Source organism: Pseudomonas sp. S2_B10, assembly GCF_054668425.1.
This window is the reverse complement of sequence record NZ_CP162768.1, coordinates 1796365-1811430: the sequence shown is the minus strand read 5'-3', so window position 1 is coordinate 1811430 and position 15066 is coordinate 1796365. Positions and strand designations below refer to the sequence as shown.

Below are 15066 nucleotides of genomic sequence, written 5' to 3'. Positions count from 1 at the left end.
GTGAGGGGCGACGATTTTCGCCTCCTCACGAATCACAAGCCGGACAACAAAAAGCCCCGCCTGAATCTCAGTGCGGGGCTTTTTCGTACAGCGGCTGCGCTATTACTGCGCCGCGATGCTGTACCCGTCAAACGCCGTCTGCTGCTGCAGCGCGGTGATGATGTTCTTGCGGTTCACCGCCTGTTCGGTACCGGCGTTATCGACGAAGGTTTCGCTTTCCAGCTCGGCTTCATCGCCTTCACCCACGAAAGTGAAACCGAGGAATTCCAGTGCCTCACGATCTACGTTCAGACGCGAACGCGGGGTGCGCATTGGCAGGGTCACGCTGGCGCCGTCCTTGCTGATGGTGAAGATTTCCACTTCTTTCTTCTTCGCAGCTTTGCTCTTGCCGCCGCTCGGATTGCTGATCGCCTGATGGGTCTGATTCAGCACCTTCAGCGCCAGGCCATAGACGATTTCCTGGAATGCCGGATCGTCCTTGAAGCTGGACAGAATGCGTCCGATCGAGAACTTGCTGCTCAGGTCTTCCAGCGCGGCAATATCGGCTGCCTCAGCGTCTTTCAGGCGCTTGAGTTCGCCCATCAGCTCGTACGCCTTGTCGTCATCAAAACTGTCATGCGCCTGACGGATCGCCGCACGCAATTCGCGGATCTGGTCGCTTTCGCGGGTCGACTGGAACGCGTCGAGGACCATCTCGCTGATGATTTTGGCTTGAGGCAGGTGTTGTGAAAGATTGATGGAGTTTTCGTATTCCGCTTTGGACGACTGGGTGACTACGGATTCAGCGGTGTTGAAATCGGACATTGAAATTTCACTACTTTTTAACTTGAGTTGAGGCGAGAAAGCACGAGGTCTTTTTCAGGCCGACTAATTTAGGGGAGCGGGGCGGCGTTGTCACGGAGCAACGGTCTGGTGGTCGGGATTTTTCCCGGCGTGCGTTATTTTCCGGGCATGGCGTCAGCGGGTTTCCCCCACGTACGCATCGCAAACTCGACAAAGCGTCTCAGCTTCGGCAGTCGATAGCGATCCTGCGCGTACAACAGATGCATCGGCCTGCTCGGCGGTTGGTAGTCCGTCATTACCCTGACCAGTTTGCCGTCGCGCAGATCCTGCTCCACCAGCGCGTCGGGCAGCATCATGATGCCCATGCCGTTGCGCGCTGCCTGGTGCAAACCGGCGGAGCTGTTGATCAACATCGGCCCGCTGACGTCGACGAGGACTTCGCCTTCCGGGCCGCTCAGACGCCAGCGTTTTTCCACCGATTGCCAGTCATCCCCAGCCGGGTAGGCGAAGGACAGGCAATCGTGCTGCTGCAAATCCTGGGGCGTGTGCGGCATGCCGCGCCGCGCGATGTATTGCGGGGAGGCGCAGACGGTCAGGGTGTAGTCGATCAAGGGCCGGGCGATCAGGTTGGACTGGTCGAAATTGCCTAAACGGAAGGCAACATCGAGGCCGTTTTCCAGCAGATCCGGGCGGCTGTTGGTCAGCACCACGTCGAGTTTCACTTGCGGATACAGCAAGGAATATTCGCTCAGGGCCGGGGTCAGTCGTTCGACGCCGAAGGTCAGCGGCGCGGTGATACGCAGCAAACCGCGCGGCTCGTCCGACGCTTGTTCGGCAAGGCGTTCGGAGTCGGCCACCAGGCCAAGCACTTCCAGGCAGCGTTGATAATAGACGCTGCCGAATTCGGTCAGGCGCTGGCGGCGCGTGGTGCGTTGCAGCAGTTGCACGCCGAGCCGTTGCTCCAGCGCGCGCAGATGATTGCCCACCATCGTCGTCGACATTTCGCACTTCGCAGCGGCGGCCGTCATGCTCCCGGTTTCGACCACTTTGACGTACACGCCCATCGACTGAAACAAATCCATTATCAAGCTCGGCTTTTAAATGATTGAAGTTTTTCCGGGTTTATCCAGCTCAGGTGGCTAACCATACTGCAAAAACACCGACCTGCAATGGAGTTTCACGTCATGACCGCCGCCCTGATGAACACTTACCAACCACTGGCCCTGAGTTTCACCAAGGGCCTGGGCACGCGCCTGTGGGATCAGGCGGGGCGCGAGTATCTGGATGCCGTTGCTGGTGTGGCAGTGACCAACGTCGGCCACTCGCATCCGCGTATCGTCTCGGCGATCAGCGAGCAAGCGGGGCTGCTGCTGCACACCTCAAACCTGTACAGCATCGACTGGCAGCAACAACTGGCCAAACGGCTGGCGGTGTTGTCGGGCATGCAGCGCGCGTTCTTCAACAACTCCGGCGCCGAAGCGAACGAAACGGCGCTGAAACTGGCGCGTCTGTACGGCTGGCGTAAAGGCATCGAAGAGCCGCTGGTGGTGGTCATGGCCAACGCGTTTCATGGCCGCACCCTCGGCACGCTGTCCGCCAGCGATGGCCCGGCGGTGCGGCTTGGCTTCAACGAACTGCCGGGGGACTTCGTCAAAGTGCCGTTCGGCGATCTCGCCGCGCTGGAGCAAATACAGCGCAAACACGGCGCGCGCATCGTGGCGATTCTGGTCGAGCCGATTCAGGGCGAAAGCGGCGTACAAGTCGCACCGCCGGGTTATCTCAAGGCCCTGCGCGACCTGTGCAATCGCCACGCGTGGCTGCTGATGCTCGATGAAATCCAGACCGGCATCGGCCGCACCGGGCAGTGGTTCGCCTTTCAGCACGAAGGCATCGTGCCCGATGTCATGACCCTGGCCAAAGGCTTGGGCAATGGCGTGCCGATCGGCGCCTGCCTGGCCCGTGGCCGCGCGGCGGATTTGTTCACCCCGGGCAGCCACGGCAGCACCTTCGGTGGCAATCCGCTGGCCTGCCGGGTCGGCTGCACGGTGCTGGACATCATCGAAGAACAAGGCCTGCTGGCGAATGCGCGGGTGCAGGGCGCACGGCTGCTGGAACGCTTGCGCGCCGAATTGGCAGACAACCCGAACGTGCTCGCAATCCGGGGGCAGGGCCTCATGATCGGTATCGAACTGAAACAACCGGTGCGCGACCTGACGCTGATCGCTGCGCGGGATCACGGCTTGTTGATCAACGTGACTCGTGGCAAGACCATCAGGTTGCTCCCGCCGCTGACGATTGATGAGCGCGAGGTGGGGATGATTGTCAGAGGGGTTGGGCGGGCTCTGGCCGCACATTGATTGGTCTGCGCAAAACCCTGTGGGAGCGAGCCTGCTCGCGAAAGCGGTCGACTATTCACAGTAGGTGTCGACTGAAATTGCGCCTTCGCGAGCAGGCTCGCTCCCACAGATCAGCGCATGGCTTTAGTCCGGCGCATTTGCAAACTCCGGCGCCAGCATCCTCGTCTTCTCCGCCCCATTCGAGTTGTGCTGAACAATCTCGCTCGGCTGCCCCTGTTCATTGAAAAACACCTGTCCGATCCCCGCCGAATTCCACAACCGTTCCCCGGCCTCGGCATGTTCCGGCGTATACGGGACGATGCGCATCAGGCGGCGCTTGGTGAACCAGTTCAATGGCGAGCGCGGAGAGTAGAGCCAGCGGTTGAGGCGGTCGAACCATTCCAGCAGGGTCGGTGGGAATTCGTTCTTGATGCCGCTGCTGGTGATCTGCCAGATCCGTGGGCCGGCCTTGCGGTGGCGGATCAGGACTTCGTAGACGAAGGAATAATGCACATCGCCGGACAGCACCACGTAGTTTCCGGGTGTGCGCGAGTGTCGGAAAATGTTCAGGATCACCTGCGCCGCGCCGCGATGGGCCATCCAGTTTTCCGCGTCGACCAGCAGCGGATAACCGCACCAGCTGAACACTTTCTGCACGGTTTCAATCAGCTTCACGCCAAAGATCGGCGCCGGCGACACGATGATTGCCGAAGGGTGATCGAGCAGTTCCTGTTGCAGTTCGCTCAAGGCTTCCCAGTCGAGCAGGCCCGACGGTTGCTTGAGGGCCATCTCGCTGCGCCAGCGCCGGGTGCGCGTATCTATCACCACCAGTGCCGGACTGCTCGGCAACACAAAATGCCACTGCTGAAAACGCAGCAACTGATCAATCAGATCGTCCTGCACCGGCATGTCCAGATAGCCGTCATCACCGCTGGCACTCAGTTGCGCGGTCTGTTCCAGCACGTCCTTGAAGGCATCCGGATTGTTGCCCCAGCCCTGACACAACAGATAAGCAATCAGCGCGTTGCCGATGATGCGTTTGGAGAACGGATGGCCGTAGGCGGTTTCCTCCCACTGCGCAGAAAGATTCCAGTCATCGGTGATGTCGTGGTCATCGAAAATCATCAGGCTCGGCAGATGCGCCAGCGCCCGCGCGACGTTGCCCAGGCCCGTCTTGAAGGCATCAATGCGCGTCTGCTCGAGGTGGTAGCGCTTGCGGCGTTCCGGCGTCAGCGTCGGCGCGCTCGGATTGATCAGCGACCACGGCGTCGGCGACCACACCAGCATGTACATGGCCATGACTTCGGCGAACGTCACCAGATGGTTGTCGGCACTGCTGCTGGTGAAAATCGGCTTACGCGCGCCACCGAAAAATCGCTCGCGCAAGGTCTCGTTGCTCTCTAGCGCCGGTAACAAATCCGCACGGTGGTAGTAGCTGGCCGGGTGTTGATAGAGCTTGGCGCTGTCGCTGACCACGGCACCGTCAAGGTGCTCATCGAACAGACCGAGACGCTCGATCAGGGCATGAATCGCCCGCAGCATCGGCCCGGCGACGTCGTCGGCATAAACCTGATCACCGCTCATCATCAGCAGCGCCGGACGGAGTTGCGCATCGGCTTCGTCGGCCAACAATTGATCGACGCAGAGCAAACCATCGGTTGCCGGATGATGCGGCTTGCGGCAGGAACCGTGGAGCAATTGGTCGATCCGCGAACGCACGACGAGGTTCGCGCAGCTGGCACCAGGGTAAAGCAGATGAGGCGCCCACTCAGCCATACCGATGGCGTCATCGATCAGCAGGTCGTAAGCGATAAACGTGTCGCAGGGCAGGGCGCTTTCAAGCTGAACGTCTATCAGATGCACGAACGCATGACGGCCTACGGCAATGACCGTGCATTTCTGCGAGTCGAGCGGAATATCTCCTACACCTTGCAGGCGCAAGGTCAGCGACAGTTCACGCGAGCCCACCAGCCACAGCACCACGCGCGTCGGCTCCAGCCGCCGCAGCAACGGACCGGCCAGTACAGGAGGCAGCGAGATCAGGTCATCAGGTGTTGAAAACATTGAGGGCAAAGTTCAAGGCGCACAGGCCGGCGATGATAGCGCAGCCGGCGCCCTGATCCCTTAAATCAGCCTTAAGAGTCGGCTTTTTGCAGTTTCAGCGCCAGCAGACGCCACTCCCCAGCCGTCGCATCAACCCGTGGCAATTCCTGCACGGAGCAATCGAAACGGTAGGTGACATCGTCGCCATTCATGTTGCGCGCAGTTACGCTGTTGCTGAAGCTGTAGACCTGATCCTTGTAGCGATGACTGACCAGCGCTTTGCTGTCAGCAAAACGCGCCGAAGCGGGATAACGCAGGGTGCTGGTGACAAACGGGCTGCACATGACATACGCGATCATCGACTTGTCGGCCTGTGTGTCGCCGCGCAACTTCTTGTTCAGCGCGGCGAGGGCCATGCGACCCTCGTAGTCGCTTTGATTCAGCACCGTTTGTACCGCCATTGATTTCGGCGCCCGGCTGACGTTATTCGGCAACAGTGCGGAGTCCGGCGGGGAAGGCTTGTCGTCCGCTTCGATGGCAGCAAAAACCGGCGCATCTTTCAGCTCGGTGACGGGCGTGACTGCCTCGGCTTCAGGCAACACAGAGGTCGACTCGACGACTGGCGTGTTTTGCGCCTGCGCCTCGTGATCGAACGACGAAGGAAACAGCGAAAAGGTGATCGACAACATCACCAGCCCGACAATGAACCCACCCGCCGCGCCAACGATGTTGCCGTAGAAAATATTCCAGCTGCCGCGGTTCTTCACCACCCAGCGCCACATGAAACCCCAGACAGCGACGAACGCCAGAAAACGCAAAAACTCCATTTGATCCTTTCCTTACCTTTCAACAATCCAAGCGCGGCGCGAGACGATCAGCGAGCACCGACGATGCGCGGCAAGATAGCAAAATAGACGCGCCGTCCGGCTACGGTTGCGGAAAATAATTCGCCGCCAGAAAAATCAACGTGACCATGCCGGCGGCAACGCCACAGGCGCCCGCGAGCAGTTGACGTGCAACCGGATGCGCCGGCTGTCGACGCTTGGCGATCCACAACCACACACCCGCCAGAACGCCCGCGCTGGTCATGAACACCACCAGGCTGTTATGCAGTCCCGGCGCTGCCATGGTGGTGCCGAACAGCCCGTCATAAAGCAGTGTGAAGACAATGCCCGCCACCACAGCGCTGCCCGCTCCGGCAAGGTTTGCCAACAACAGATTCCAGTGCCCGCGCTGTCGCACCACCCAGAACCACATTGCCGCCATGACCACTAAACACAACACAGCATCCATCGGATTTCTTTCCTTGCCACGAGACAGAGGCGACAACTTGTTCGCCTGTTGAGAGTGGACGGAACGATAGCAAAATAGTAGCGTCGCGCCATGCCTTCTCTGTAATGGACTACCCATGTTTTCCACAACCCGTTTGCTGCAACTGCTCGGCGCTCTCACCCTTGCCGTCTCCATTACCCCAGCCTTCTGCTTCGCGAAAGAACACCCGCAAGCCAGCTGGGATTACTACCTCGCCAATTGCCAGCGGATGCAGGAGACAATCGCCGACGTCCAGAGCGGCCGCGTCTCCGCTGCCTATGCACTAACGTCCGGCCTGCAAGACAGCCTCGCCTCCATGAACGAGCGCCGCCTTAACCTGCTACCGCAACACCTCGACTCCAGCGAGTATGCCCACTGCGAAAACGTCGCGGCCCATGCCGAGGCAACCCTGGCCCAAGGCAAAGCCGAGTTCGCCGCGCAAATGCAACGCGGTGTGGAGGAGGGCCGAATTGCGCACCAGAACTCCCCCGCCTATCAACGCGCCCGTTCCCTCGGCTACAGCGACGTCGGCGACATCTCCTTCCTGAAACTGCACGAAGACACTGACGGCGAAGCCCGTCTGAAAACCATGCTCATCACCGTCGACGAAATCTGCGGCCAATACTTCCGCGCCACGCAATACGTGAAGCCGTATGTGATCTACACAGTGCGACCGTCGGATGGCGGCTGTGGCGAAGTGAAGCGTGTTGCGATAGTTGGCGGAGGGCAGCCAGAGAAGGGCGACTACATTGATCCCAATGGCGAATTTCAATACATGGGCTGGAAAAAACTGGTGGGCGCTGACGGCTTCCCAACAGATATTCGAGTGCTTAAAGCACGTCGCTGATCAGGAGAGATACCGGCATGGCTGTAGCGCGGCACTCAAAGAATGTCGCGCAGATACCCCTTCAGTGCGAGCAGCGGCTGCCCCAGCTGCTCCACCGACCGCGCCTGAGCCAACTCCGCCGACAACTTGCCCAACTCCCGCCCCAACGGCTTCTCCACCCCACCCAAAGCATCCAGTGCCAGATTCAGGCATTCGTTCATCTTGAACTGAATGGCCTCGACATCGCCGCGTTTCACCAGTAACTCGAAAACGTCTTTCTGATAATCGCCCATGACCATGTCATCGCGCAGGATCGGGCTCAGGCCCTCTTCTTCGTAGGCGAGTTTGAGGGAGAAGAGGGCGACGGTTTCCAGTGAGGTTTCCATGGGGATGTCTGTCAATGAAGTGAAGGGCTTGAGCCCGATGTGCGAAGTACCAGCGGAAGTCTATTTTGCGGGCGCGATTATACGGGCGGTCATCGCATGCGAGGCAACCAGCAATCGGCCATCTAAACTCTCAAGCTCGCGCAGCATTGACATCCACTTTGATACGACGCTTTGATTACAAAAACTGAACATCAGCGGAGCGACCATCATGGAATACGACATGAAACTGATCGACGACGCCGTCCTCGCTCTCCTGGCAGCCTATAGCTCCGACGCCGGCAATGCGTGGAAGGGCTATGACTTCGAGATCATGAACCGCTTGCACGAGCAGGGTTTGATCAGTAATCCGGTGAACCGGAACAAATCGATATGGTTGACGGAGGAAGGGTTGGAGCGGGGGCGGGAGATTGCTGAGCGGATGTTTGGAGTGAAGAAGTCGGGTGGGCAGACATCCGGTTCCGAGACCTGATTTGATCTTGGACTGGAAGGCCCGCGAGGCACCAATCACTTTCCACCAGACGAAAAAAAAGGCCCTGCTTTCGCAAGACCTTTTTCTCTGTGTTGGTGCCCGAGGGAGACTCGCTCAGGCTAGGTTTCATAAGGGCTGTGAAAGACTTAACCCTTAAGGGATACATGTGGGGATACAAGACGAAGTGTGCTCGGGGGGGGGGGGCGATGATAGCCTCGATGTTTTAGGGGAGCGACCAGAAGGCATGCCGCCCTTCTTTGCGCTGGACAACCTTGCTTTCCGCATTTAACTCTCCGAGTAACCGGTAGGCGTAAACTTTGCTGATACCCATTCTCTCGTAAACCTCCTGAGTAGACAGTTCACCATCAACGAGGAGGTTGAGGATTTTGTCTTTTCTGGAGTCCATGGTCGCTCGCTCCACCGCGCCATCGACTTTTTCAGTGATACGCTGCACCTGCTCTACCGAAAGGGCGACTTCATCGCCCACCACTTTCGTCAAGCTTCCGATCACCTCCAGCTTCACTGCTTCTTTCAATCGAAGCGATTCTAGATACATCTCCTCATCGGCGAAGTCACTTGGAGCGTAAAGAACTGTATGGTTCCAGTTCAATAGAGCAAAAAATGTTCCGACTATCAGGATTGGAAATATCATGACGAAATAGACAAATGTTGATTGTATTTCTGAAGGCAAGTTTATTAACGAAATAGTCGCGAAGCCCTCAGCTAAGGTTGAAAAAATCGCCACTACGGTGAGAGGGTTGCTGACTTTGGTTGCCATCGGTCGTCCTTGTTAATGTGCTCAGGGGCAGGCAGCTTATCTGCAACGCAGCTTCGTGAAAACGTTTCTTCCTTGCGGGAGCCTGGGGCCCGATCGGACGGTTAGGCATGCACGGTCCCGGTGTCTGATGACGCTCGGCTGGTGTTAACGGTTCAGCCACCCGCGGGCGTAGAATTTGACGTCATTTTTTTGTGTATCTGACGGTAGGTTGGCTAGTATGAAAGCGATACCCTGTCTGCTAGATTACATAAATTTTTCTCTTCTTGATTTTAGCCGTTGTCATAATTTAATAGCTTTTTCATAAAGGCTCGAGGTGATAATTAGGATGGTTATTGCTAATAGTGAAGAACTCCACTTTGATGTAAGTAGCGGGCTTAAAAGTGTGCTTGGAAGCGACCTCATTACAGACGATGAGGTAGCTATATTTGAGCTTGTAAAAAATTCTTTTGATGCGAGTGCAACAGTAGTTAACATATGTTTTTCTGCTGACCAGATCGTGGTTGCTGATAATGGTCAGGGTATGTCATATACCGATATAAAAACAAAGTGGTTGTTTGTCGCATATTCGTCCAAGAAGGGCTCCAGCCGTAATGCTGACTTTCGTGACGATATCGCAGAACGGAAAAGCTATGCGGGGAGTAAAGGCATAGGGAGATTTTCATCTGATAGATTAGGGGCGATTGTAAGGTTACAGACACGTCCTGCACAAGAAATAAAGTCTGGGGTGCACACTGTAGTAGTTGACTGGAGTTTGTTTGATAAAAACTACCTAGAGCACTTTCATAATATAGGTGTTTCTTATTCAGTCAATGAGGGGGGGTTTATACTTCCTGACGGTATTGGCTCCTTAGAGCATGGTACGGTTATCTCAATTGAGAAAACTAGAATAGCGTGGAGTCGTGAAAAGATATTGAGATTGAAATCGGCTTTGGCCAAGTTGATTAATCCATTTGGTGCCGCTACAGACGGTTTTAAAATAGTAATTAGCGCTCCTGAGGAAATGCAGGCGGATAAGGATTGCGAAGAGCAATTTAGAAAGAAAGGCGAAGTGGCGTCTCAAAATAATCTTGTTAATGGTGAGGTAGGGAATTTTATATTTTCAACTTTGCAAGAGAAGACAACGTTTATAGATGTAAAAATAGATAAGTCTGGAAAGTATATTGAGAGTGCACTAATTGATCGTGGCGAATTAATATATCGCATTCGAGAGCCGAATGAGTTTAGGTTACTCGAGAGTTCGGGATTTCGCTGTCAGGTCTTTTTCCTCAATCAGTCCGCAAAAATGACGTTTGCCAGGCGCATGGGCGTGCCCTCCGTTCAGTTCGGCTCAGTGTTTTTATTTAGAAACGGATTTCGGGTTTTCCCGATCGGAGACGAAGGCGACGACTGGTTCGGTATGGATCGCAGAAAGCAGCAAGGTTATGCGCGCTTTCTCGGCACTCGCGATGTGATCGGTAGGATAGATGTCTCGGGTGTCGATAGCGATTTTCAAGAGGCTTCAAGTCGCAACACTGGGTTAATTGAGACTGAGGCGGTCATCGAGCTTAGAAGATGTTTCAGAGATTACTGTCAAATTCGGCTGGAGCGCTACGTAGTACCCGTTACGTTTGTTGATAAAGAGGATAAAAATACAAGCGATGTTTCTCGTTTGCTGACCGATCCTGGTCGTGCTCGAGTCGCGAACGCAGTAGCAAAACTGGTGGATGATAAAAATGTCGAGCTACTCGATTACAGTCGCCGACTTATTGGGATTCTCAGTGAGAGATCTTCACAATTTGAAGCCTCGCTTTCAAGTTTGCGCGCTATTGCGGACAAGACGAAAGATAATTCGCTTTTAAATAGTATTGACGTCGCTGAGAAAAAGTTCGAGGAGCTGAGGCAGTCAGAGGAACGAGCTAGAAAACAGGCAGATGAAGAAAGAAGGGCGAAGGAGGCAGCGCAAAGTCGTGCGTTAGAAGCTGAGCGGTTAGTGTCGACATACACTGAGCAATTAGTAGAAGAGAAGAAAAGGAATCTCTTTCTCTCGTCAATCACGAGCATGGAAGCAGATACAATTATTAATCTTCATCATCAAGTTACGATTTACTCAGTTGATATTCAGCAGCAAATAGAAAACTTTCTCGTGAAAGTGGCCGGGGCTGAAGTGGTACCGGTATCAGATGTTGTTGATGCGCTTGAAAGAATCGCCCTATTGAATAGAAAAGTTATGGGTATCTCTAAATTTGCTACAAAGGCGAATTTTAGGCTTGAATCTGAGAAGATAGAAGCTGATCTCGGCGAGTATATCGAGCAATATATAAATGGAGTTGCTAAAGATTTCTTGTCAGGCCCTATCAGTATCTCTGTCGCAAATGATGGGAAGGGGTTTTTGCAACGCTTTAAGCCTATCGATATATCTGTTGTTGTAGATAATCTTGTTTCCAATGCTCGTCGTGCAAGAGCAAGCAAAGTCTCGTTTGAAATTTCTCATCCAAGCCGTAACTCAGTGCATATATTAGTAACTGATAATGGTCGCGGTTTTTTAAGCAGTATCGAGGACTTAGGTCGAATTTTCGAAAAAGGCTATACTAAGACAGATGGGTCTGGATTGGGCCTATACCATGTGATGCACGTACTTGGGGAGATGAACGGAACCATTGAAGCCTCTCGACCACCAGAAGGCCGCGGAGCCACTTTTTTGATAAGGATCGCTAAATGAGACTCGATTTTAACGTGCTGTGGGTTGAGGATAATCAGGCAAACGTGCACGCACAGCGGGATAGAATTAAAGCCCTTATCAGGAAGGAAGGCTTCCGGTTGCGCGTTGAGTTTGCAGCCTCCGTTGATGAAGCTAAAAAATTACTGTCACAAGATATTTATGGCGACCATATAGATCTGATTCTAATGGATTATGATTTAGGACCTGGGAAGAAAGGAGATCAAGGTCTAGCCGAAGTCAGGGAAATATTTCCCTATAAAGATATAGTTTTTTATTCTGGCATGGCGCCCGCAGATTTGATGAGTAAGGCGATTGCTCTTGGTGTGCAAGGTGTCTTCGCTTCCCATCGCAACGACCTTCCAGATATTGTAGAGGGTGTCTTCGAAAATTTAGTTCGGAAAGTTTTAGATATCGACCATTCGCGCGGTATTGTGATGGGTGCAACAAGTGAGATTGATCAGATTATAAATGAGTTACTTTATGAGTTATTTGATAACTCCGGCGATGAATTCAAAAAAACATCCCTCGCTGCGGTTGTCGAACGTGTTGAAGAAAAGCGCGAAGCATTTACGAAGACTGTAGGTGCGATAGTGGCAATGACGCACTTAAACGAGTTGGCTGATCTCCACGGCGTTTATACTAGTGATGACAGATTGCGGCTGCTCAAAAAATCTTTAATAGATTTAGATATGCATAAAGGGCTTCATCATCGTTTGGATGGATATCGAAGTGAGGTGATGCCAAAGCGAAATGATCTAGCTCATATACAAGTAGTAGCCGAGGGGTTCTCTAGAAAGATATTTGATAGAAAGGGTAAAGAGCTAACAAGCGAAGATATGCGAGCTCTCAGGGTCAAGCTTCTAGAGTATCAAGAGTGCTTTGATGAGTTGACGAGACTAAATAAAAGGCCTTAGTCGGGCTATGTATCAGTCTGCTCAGAGTTACCCCGATTGCCTCGGCCACAAGAGGAGGGACCGCGTTTGCTACCTGTGTGAATCGCGGAACCTCTTTCTTTCTTAATTCGCCACCCGAAGTGTATTTTCCTTGGAACGTAAACCAGTCTGGAAAGCTTTGTAGCCGCGCATTTTCACGGACTGTGAGGGTTCGAGGCTCTGAGTAATGAATCAAGTCATCAGGCATGCTGGTAATTGTTGGTGACGGCGAATTGGGATCCAGGACTCTGATTGCGCTTTTCTTTAACCCGAAACTCGCTTTTATCTCGGCAGACAAAGAAATATTTAGTCTGCCGTTTGCATGACATAGCTCAATAATTTTCTTAAATCTTGCAGCGATTTCTGGTTTGTGGCGTGCTAATCGCGTATCAGATAGAGGCGCTATATTTCCAGTATTCATCAGCTTTTGGAAGCTAGTGAGTGGTCCGTTATATGAGATTTCCATGAAGCCTGCAGTGTCTTTGCTTGGAGCGGTTCCGTTTCTTGCAACTTCTAAATCTGAAATCGCCATTTTTGATGTTACCGGGACAGAAAAGATGCCCTTGCGATTCAGGAAGTTGTGTCGATCAAGCTCTATTTCTCCAAATGGATCGATAGAGTCCAGAAGTAAATCGTTTCTGAACGCGATAATGAAAAATCTGTGTCGTCTCTGTGGGACGCCAAATGTAGAAGTGTCTAACATTTTTGTAGATACTTGATAGTTCTCGGATAATGCCTCTATTATTTTTTTTGCATAGTTGGTAGGTTGGTCGGATAGATTTGCATCGTTAAAATTTGAGGTGATACCGCGTACGTTTTCAATAAGTACAATTTTCGGCTTTAAAATTTTCACAAATTCCAAATATGCCTCTACGAGCTTATTTCGAGGATCATTGATGTTTCGTTTCCCCGCACTTGAGAAGCCCTGGCAAGGTGGACCGCCGACTAACATGTCAATCTTTCCAGAATACTCCGTAAGAAGTTCTAGATTATTTTCGAGAATGGAATATACACTATGGGCGGTTTTGGGAAGTGTTTTAGGCCAAGAAAATTTATTGGTTTTTTCTTCTGCTATAAGATTGCTGTGCAATGTCTTGAACGCGTGTTGGTCGTGTTCTAAGGCAAAAACACCCTCCCACCCAGCTTGCATGAGACCAAGGCTTAGCCCACCACAGCCGGCGAAGATATCAACAAACGTTGGCCTTCCTAGATCCTCAATAGTTTCTATTTCTTTTGAAATTTCTGTCTGAGTCACTTTCCAGTCCCCGGATGCAATTTTTCGATTGTATCGATTTTTTCCTGAATCTTCCAGTTTTGGTTTGGTTTTCTAGAGTGTGTAGTCGGTTAAAAAGAATATTTTTTGAATTTTATTTGGGTGGATTTACTGTCCTTATTATTTGGTATCTTCGATAAAGCGAATGAACCCAACTAAAAGTTTGCGATTGGTAATGGTTTGTTTCTCCATAGTGTCACAGGAACCAATAACTGAATTTCACGCAAATGTTAAATCTGGTACCAATCTCGGATCCGCAATTGCGGAAGCCGACTTCGTCACGCTCATGGATAGGAAAGACGGACATTCATGCGAAAAACTCAGCTAGAGGGATCTCGCGAGTCTGATAACCCGTGTAGGGGACCCCCTTCAGGAGGACCCGTAAAATCTGCCGCTACGGCTCCTTGCCTGGGACTAGTCGCACACAGCAATCGGCAGATCCGGAGCTATCCGTCGCGTCCATTCGCGCTGAAGGTTCACGCCGTGAAAAGGGGCGAGGGGAAAGCTAATCCGTAGGTAGCGAAAAGGCAGTGTTCCACGTGTTCCATGTGTTCCAGAAACGTCGGAGGCCACGGAATACGGGGCTTTCAGAGGCGGAACACTAAATGCGAACAACCGGAACGCCAGTTACGCGGAACACGTTTGGTGTTCCGCGATTTGGTGATCCGGTTAAGGGTGGAAAGCAACACCGTAGGTATTGGCGATGCGGTGAGTCATGCGGCTAGCAACTGCTCCATGGACAGTGCATAGGCTTTATCTCTGATTGTCTTCTCGCTGATGCACGAAGCCCCATGCGGGGTTTGCAAAGGCACATAGAGCTCACTCAACGAGCTTGTCCATCCCAAGGCTTTCTCGGTGGCTTCCAAGTGTGCCGCAACGGTGGCGAATTCCTGAGCGGCCTTGTCCATGCGGTCAGCCCACATGATCCGCGCTACGCGTAGCTGGCGCTGACGAAGATCTTTCAAAACTTCTCTGATCTCTGCAATTTCCACATCGAGCTTCTCGACTTCGTTTTTCAAGGCATGCGCAGTCGCTGCCAATCCTCGCTTGCCACGTGTCACCATTGCCAGTGCTTCGGAGGCGAGACGCAGCACCTTTTCCGCACGCTGCTCATCTGCGTCGTCTCCGTCACTGAGAGCTACCGCATAACTCGCCGCGGCTTGTTTCTCCGCATATTGGGCCTTCTCGACTTCGGCTCGTTTTATTTGCCGACAATGCCGACGGTCTGAAT

The 15066-nt window shown here is 53.1% G+C and carries 14 protein-coding genes; 5 read left to right on the top strand and 9 right to left on the bottom strand.

Annotated elements, in window-relative coordinates; genetic code table 11:
* Positions 1–102: 102 nt before the first annotated feature.
* Both AB4O45_RS07960 and AB4O45_RS07955 read right to left on the bottom strand, forming a co-directional pair.
* Positions 103–804, bottom strand: coding sequence for a hypothetical protein (locus AB4O45_RS07960; protein WP_016773307.1), 702 nt, complete (start codon positions 802–804; stop codon positions 103–105).
* Between the two features lie 134 nt (positions 805–938).
* On the bottom strand, positions 939–1865 hold the full coding sequence (locus AB4O45_RS07955) for a LysR family transcriptional regulator (RefSeq protein ID WP_460161289.1): 927 nt from the start codon (positions 1863–1865) through the stop codon (positions 939–941).
* A gap of 102 nt (positions 1866–1967) precedes the next feature.
* Between AB4O45_RS07955 and AB4O45_RS07950 the strand changes: the two genes are divergently transcribed.
* The gene (locus AB4O45_RS07950) at positions 1968–3140 is read left to right on the top strand and encodes an aspartate aminotransferase family protein (protein ID WP_305381502.1); all 1173 of its coding nucleotides are present in this window, start codon (positions 1968–1970) and stop codon (positions 3138–3140) included.
* A gap of 123 nt (positions 3141–3263) precedes the next feature.
* On the opposite strand, the gene AB4O45_RS07945 is transcribed toward AB4O45_RS07950, so the two are convergent.
* From AB4O45_RS07945 to AB4O45_RS07935, 3 genes are all read right to left on the bottom strand, one after another.
* Positions 3264–5183: an alkaline phosphatase D family protein gene (locus tag AB4O45_RS07945; RefSeq protein ID WP_041479938.1), complete on the bottom strand. Its 1920-nt coding sequence runs from the start codon at positions 5181–5183 to the stop codon at positions 3264–3266.
* Positions 5184–5254: 71 nt separating this feature from the next.
* Positions 5255–5989: a hypothetical protein gene (locus tag AB4O45_RS07940; protein ID WP_056790172.1), complete on the bottom strand. Its 735-nt coding sequence runs from the start codon at positions 5987–5989 to the stop codon at positions 5255–5257.
* A gap of 100 nt (positions 5990–6089) precedes the next feature.
* On the bottom strand, positions 6090–6455 hold the full coding sequence (locus AB4O45_RS07935) for a hypothetical protein (RefSeq protein ID WP_016773311.1): 366 nt from the start codon (positions 6453–6455) through the stop codon (positions 6090–6092).
* 115 nt (positions 6456–6570) lie between these two features.
* Here AB4O45_RS07935 and AB4O45_RS07930 point away from each other — a divergent pair, with 115 nt between their 5' ends.
* Positions 6571–7320, top strand: a complete 750-nt coding sequence (locus AB4O45_RS07930; protein WP_056790170.1) for a hypothetical protein — start codon at positions 6571–6573, stop codon at positions 7318–7320.
* A 35-nt stretch (positions 7321–7355) separates the two neighbouring features.
* On the opposite strand, the gene AB4O45_RS07925 is transcribed toward AB4O45_RS07930, so the two are convergent.
* The gene (locus AB4O45_RS07925) at positions 7356–7685 is read right to left on the bottom strand and encodes a hypothetical protein (RefSeq protein ID WP_041479934.1); all 330 of its coding nucleotides are present in this window, start codon (positions 7683–7685) and stop codon (positions 7356–7358) included.
* A 220-nt stretch (positions 7686–7905) separates the two neighbouring features.
* Between AB4O45_RS07925 and AB4O45_RS07920 the strand changes: the two genes are divergently transcribed.
* Complete coding sequence (locus AB4O45_RS07920) at positions 7906–8154, top strand: DUF6429 family protein (protein ID WP_460161288.1); 249 nt, start codon at positions 7906–7908, stop codon at positions 8152–8154.
* A gap of 223 nt (positions 8155–8377) precedes the next feature.
* Here the strand turns inward: AB4O45_RS07920 and AB4O45_RS07915 are convergent, their stop codons facing one another.
* Complete coding sequence (locus AB4O45_RS07915; RefSeq protein ID WP_460161287.1) at positions 8378–8932, bottom strand: winged helix-turn-helix domain-containing protein; 555 nt, start codon at positions 8930–8932, stop codon at positions 8378–8380.
* Positions 8933–9257: 325 nt separating this feature from the next.
* Between AB4O45_RS07915 and AB4O45_RS07910 the strand changes: the two genes are divergently transcribed.
* Both AB4O45_RS07910 and AB4O45_RS07905 read left to right on the top strand, forming a co-directional pair.
* The gene (locus AB4O45_RS07910; protein WP_460161286.1) at positions 9258–11630 is read left to right on the top strand and encodes an ATP-binding protein; all 2373 of its coding nucleotides are present in this window, start codon (positions 9258–9260) and stop codon (positions 11628–11630) included.
* On the top strand, positions 11627–12544 hold the full coding sequence (locus tag AB4O45_RS07905) for a response regulator (protein ID WP_460161285.1): 918 nt from the start codon (positions 11627–11629) through the stop codon (positions 12542–12544). Before AB4O45_RS07910 ends, AB4O45_RS07905 begins: the two co-directional genes overlap by 4 nt.
* Here AB4O45_RS07905 and AB4O45_RS07900 read toward each other — a convergent pair.
* Both AB4O45_RS07900 and AB4O45_RS07895 read right to left on the bottom strand, forming a co-directional pair.
* Entirely contained in the window at positions 12483–13817 is a 1335-nt protein-coding gene (locus AB4O45_RS07900; protein ID WP_460161284.1) for a DNA cytosine methyltransferase, read from the bottom strand. The genes AB4O45_RS07905 and AB4O45_RS07900 overlap by 62 nt on opposite strands.
* A gap of 731 nt (positions 13818–14548) precedes the next feature.
* The gene (locus AB4O45_RS07895) at positions 14549–14929 is read right to left on the bottom strand and encodes a hypothetical protein (protein ID WP_460161283.1); all 381 of its coding nucleotides are present in this window, start codon (positions 14927–14929) and stop codon (positions 14549–14551) included.
* Positions 14930–15066 lie beyond the last annotated feature (137 nt).

Coding starts and splice junctions, on each gene's coding strand:
- AB4O45_RS07960 (WP_016773307.1), bottom strand. CDS start 804: ATGTCCGATTTCAACACCGCTGAATCCGTAGTCACCCAGTCGTCCAAA.
- AB4O45_RS07955 (WP_460161289.1), bottom strand. CDS start 1,865: ATGGATTTGTTTCAGTCGATGGGCGTGTACGTCAAAGTGGTCGAAACC.
- AB4O45_RS07950 (WP_305381502.1), top strand. CDS start 1,968: ATGACCGCCGCCCTGATGAACACTTACCAACCACTGGCCCTGAGTTTC.
- AB4O45_RS07945 (WP_041479938.1), bottom strand. CDS start 5,183: ATGTTTTCAACACCTGATGACCTGATCTCGCTGCCTCCTGTACTGGCC.
- AB4O45_RS07940 (WP_056790172.1), bottom strand. CDS start 5,989: ATGGAGTTTTTGCGTTTTCTGGCGTTCGTCGCTGTCTGGGGTTTCATG.
- AB4O45_RS07935 (WP_016773311.1), bottom strand. CDS start 6,455: ATGGATGCTGTGTTGTGTTTAGTGGTCATGGCGGCAATGTGGTTCTGG.
- AB4O45_RS07930 (WP_056790170.1), top strand. CDS start 6,571: ATGTTTTCCACAACCCGTTTGCTGCAACTGCTCGGCGCTCTCACCCTT.
- AB4O45_RS07925 (WP_041479934.1), bottom strand. CDS start 7,685: ATGGAAACCTCACTGGAAACCGTCGCCCTCTTCTCCCTCAAACTCGCC.
- AB4O45_RS07920 (WP_460161288.1), top strand. CDS start 7,906: ATGAAACTGATCGACGACGCCGTCCTCGCTCTCCTGGCAGCCTATAGC.
- AB4O45_RS07915 (WP_460161287.1), bottom strand. CDS start 8,932: ATGGCAACCAAAGTCAGCAACCCTCTCACCGTAGTGGCGATTTTTTCA.
- AB4O45_RS07910 (WP_460161286.1), top strand. CDS start 9,258: ATGGTTATTGCTAATAGTGAAGAACTCCACTTTGATGTAAGTAGCGGG.
- AB4O45_RS07905 (WP_460161285.1), top strand. CDS start 11,627: ATGAGACTCGATTTTAACGTGCTGTGGGTTGAGGATAATCAGGCAAAC.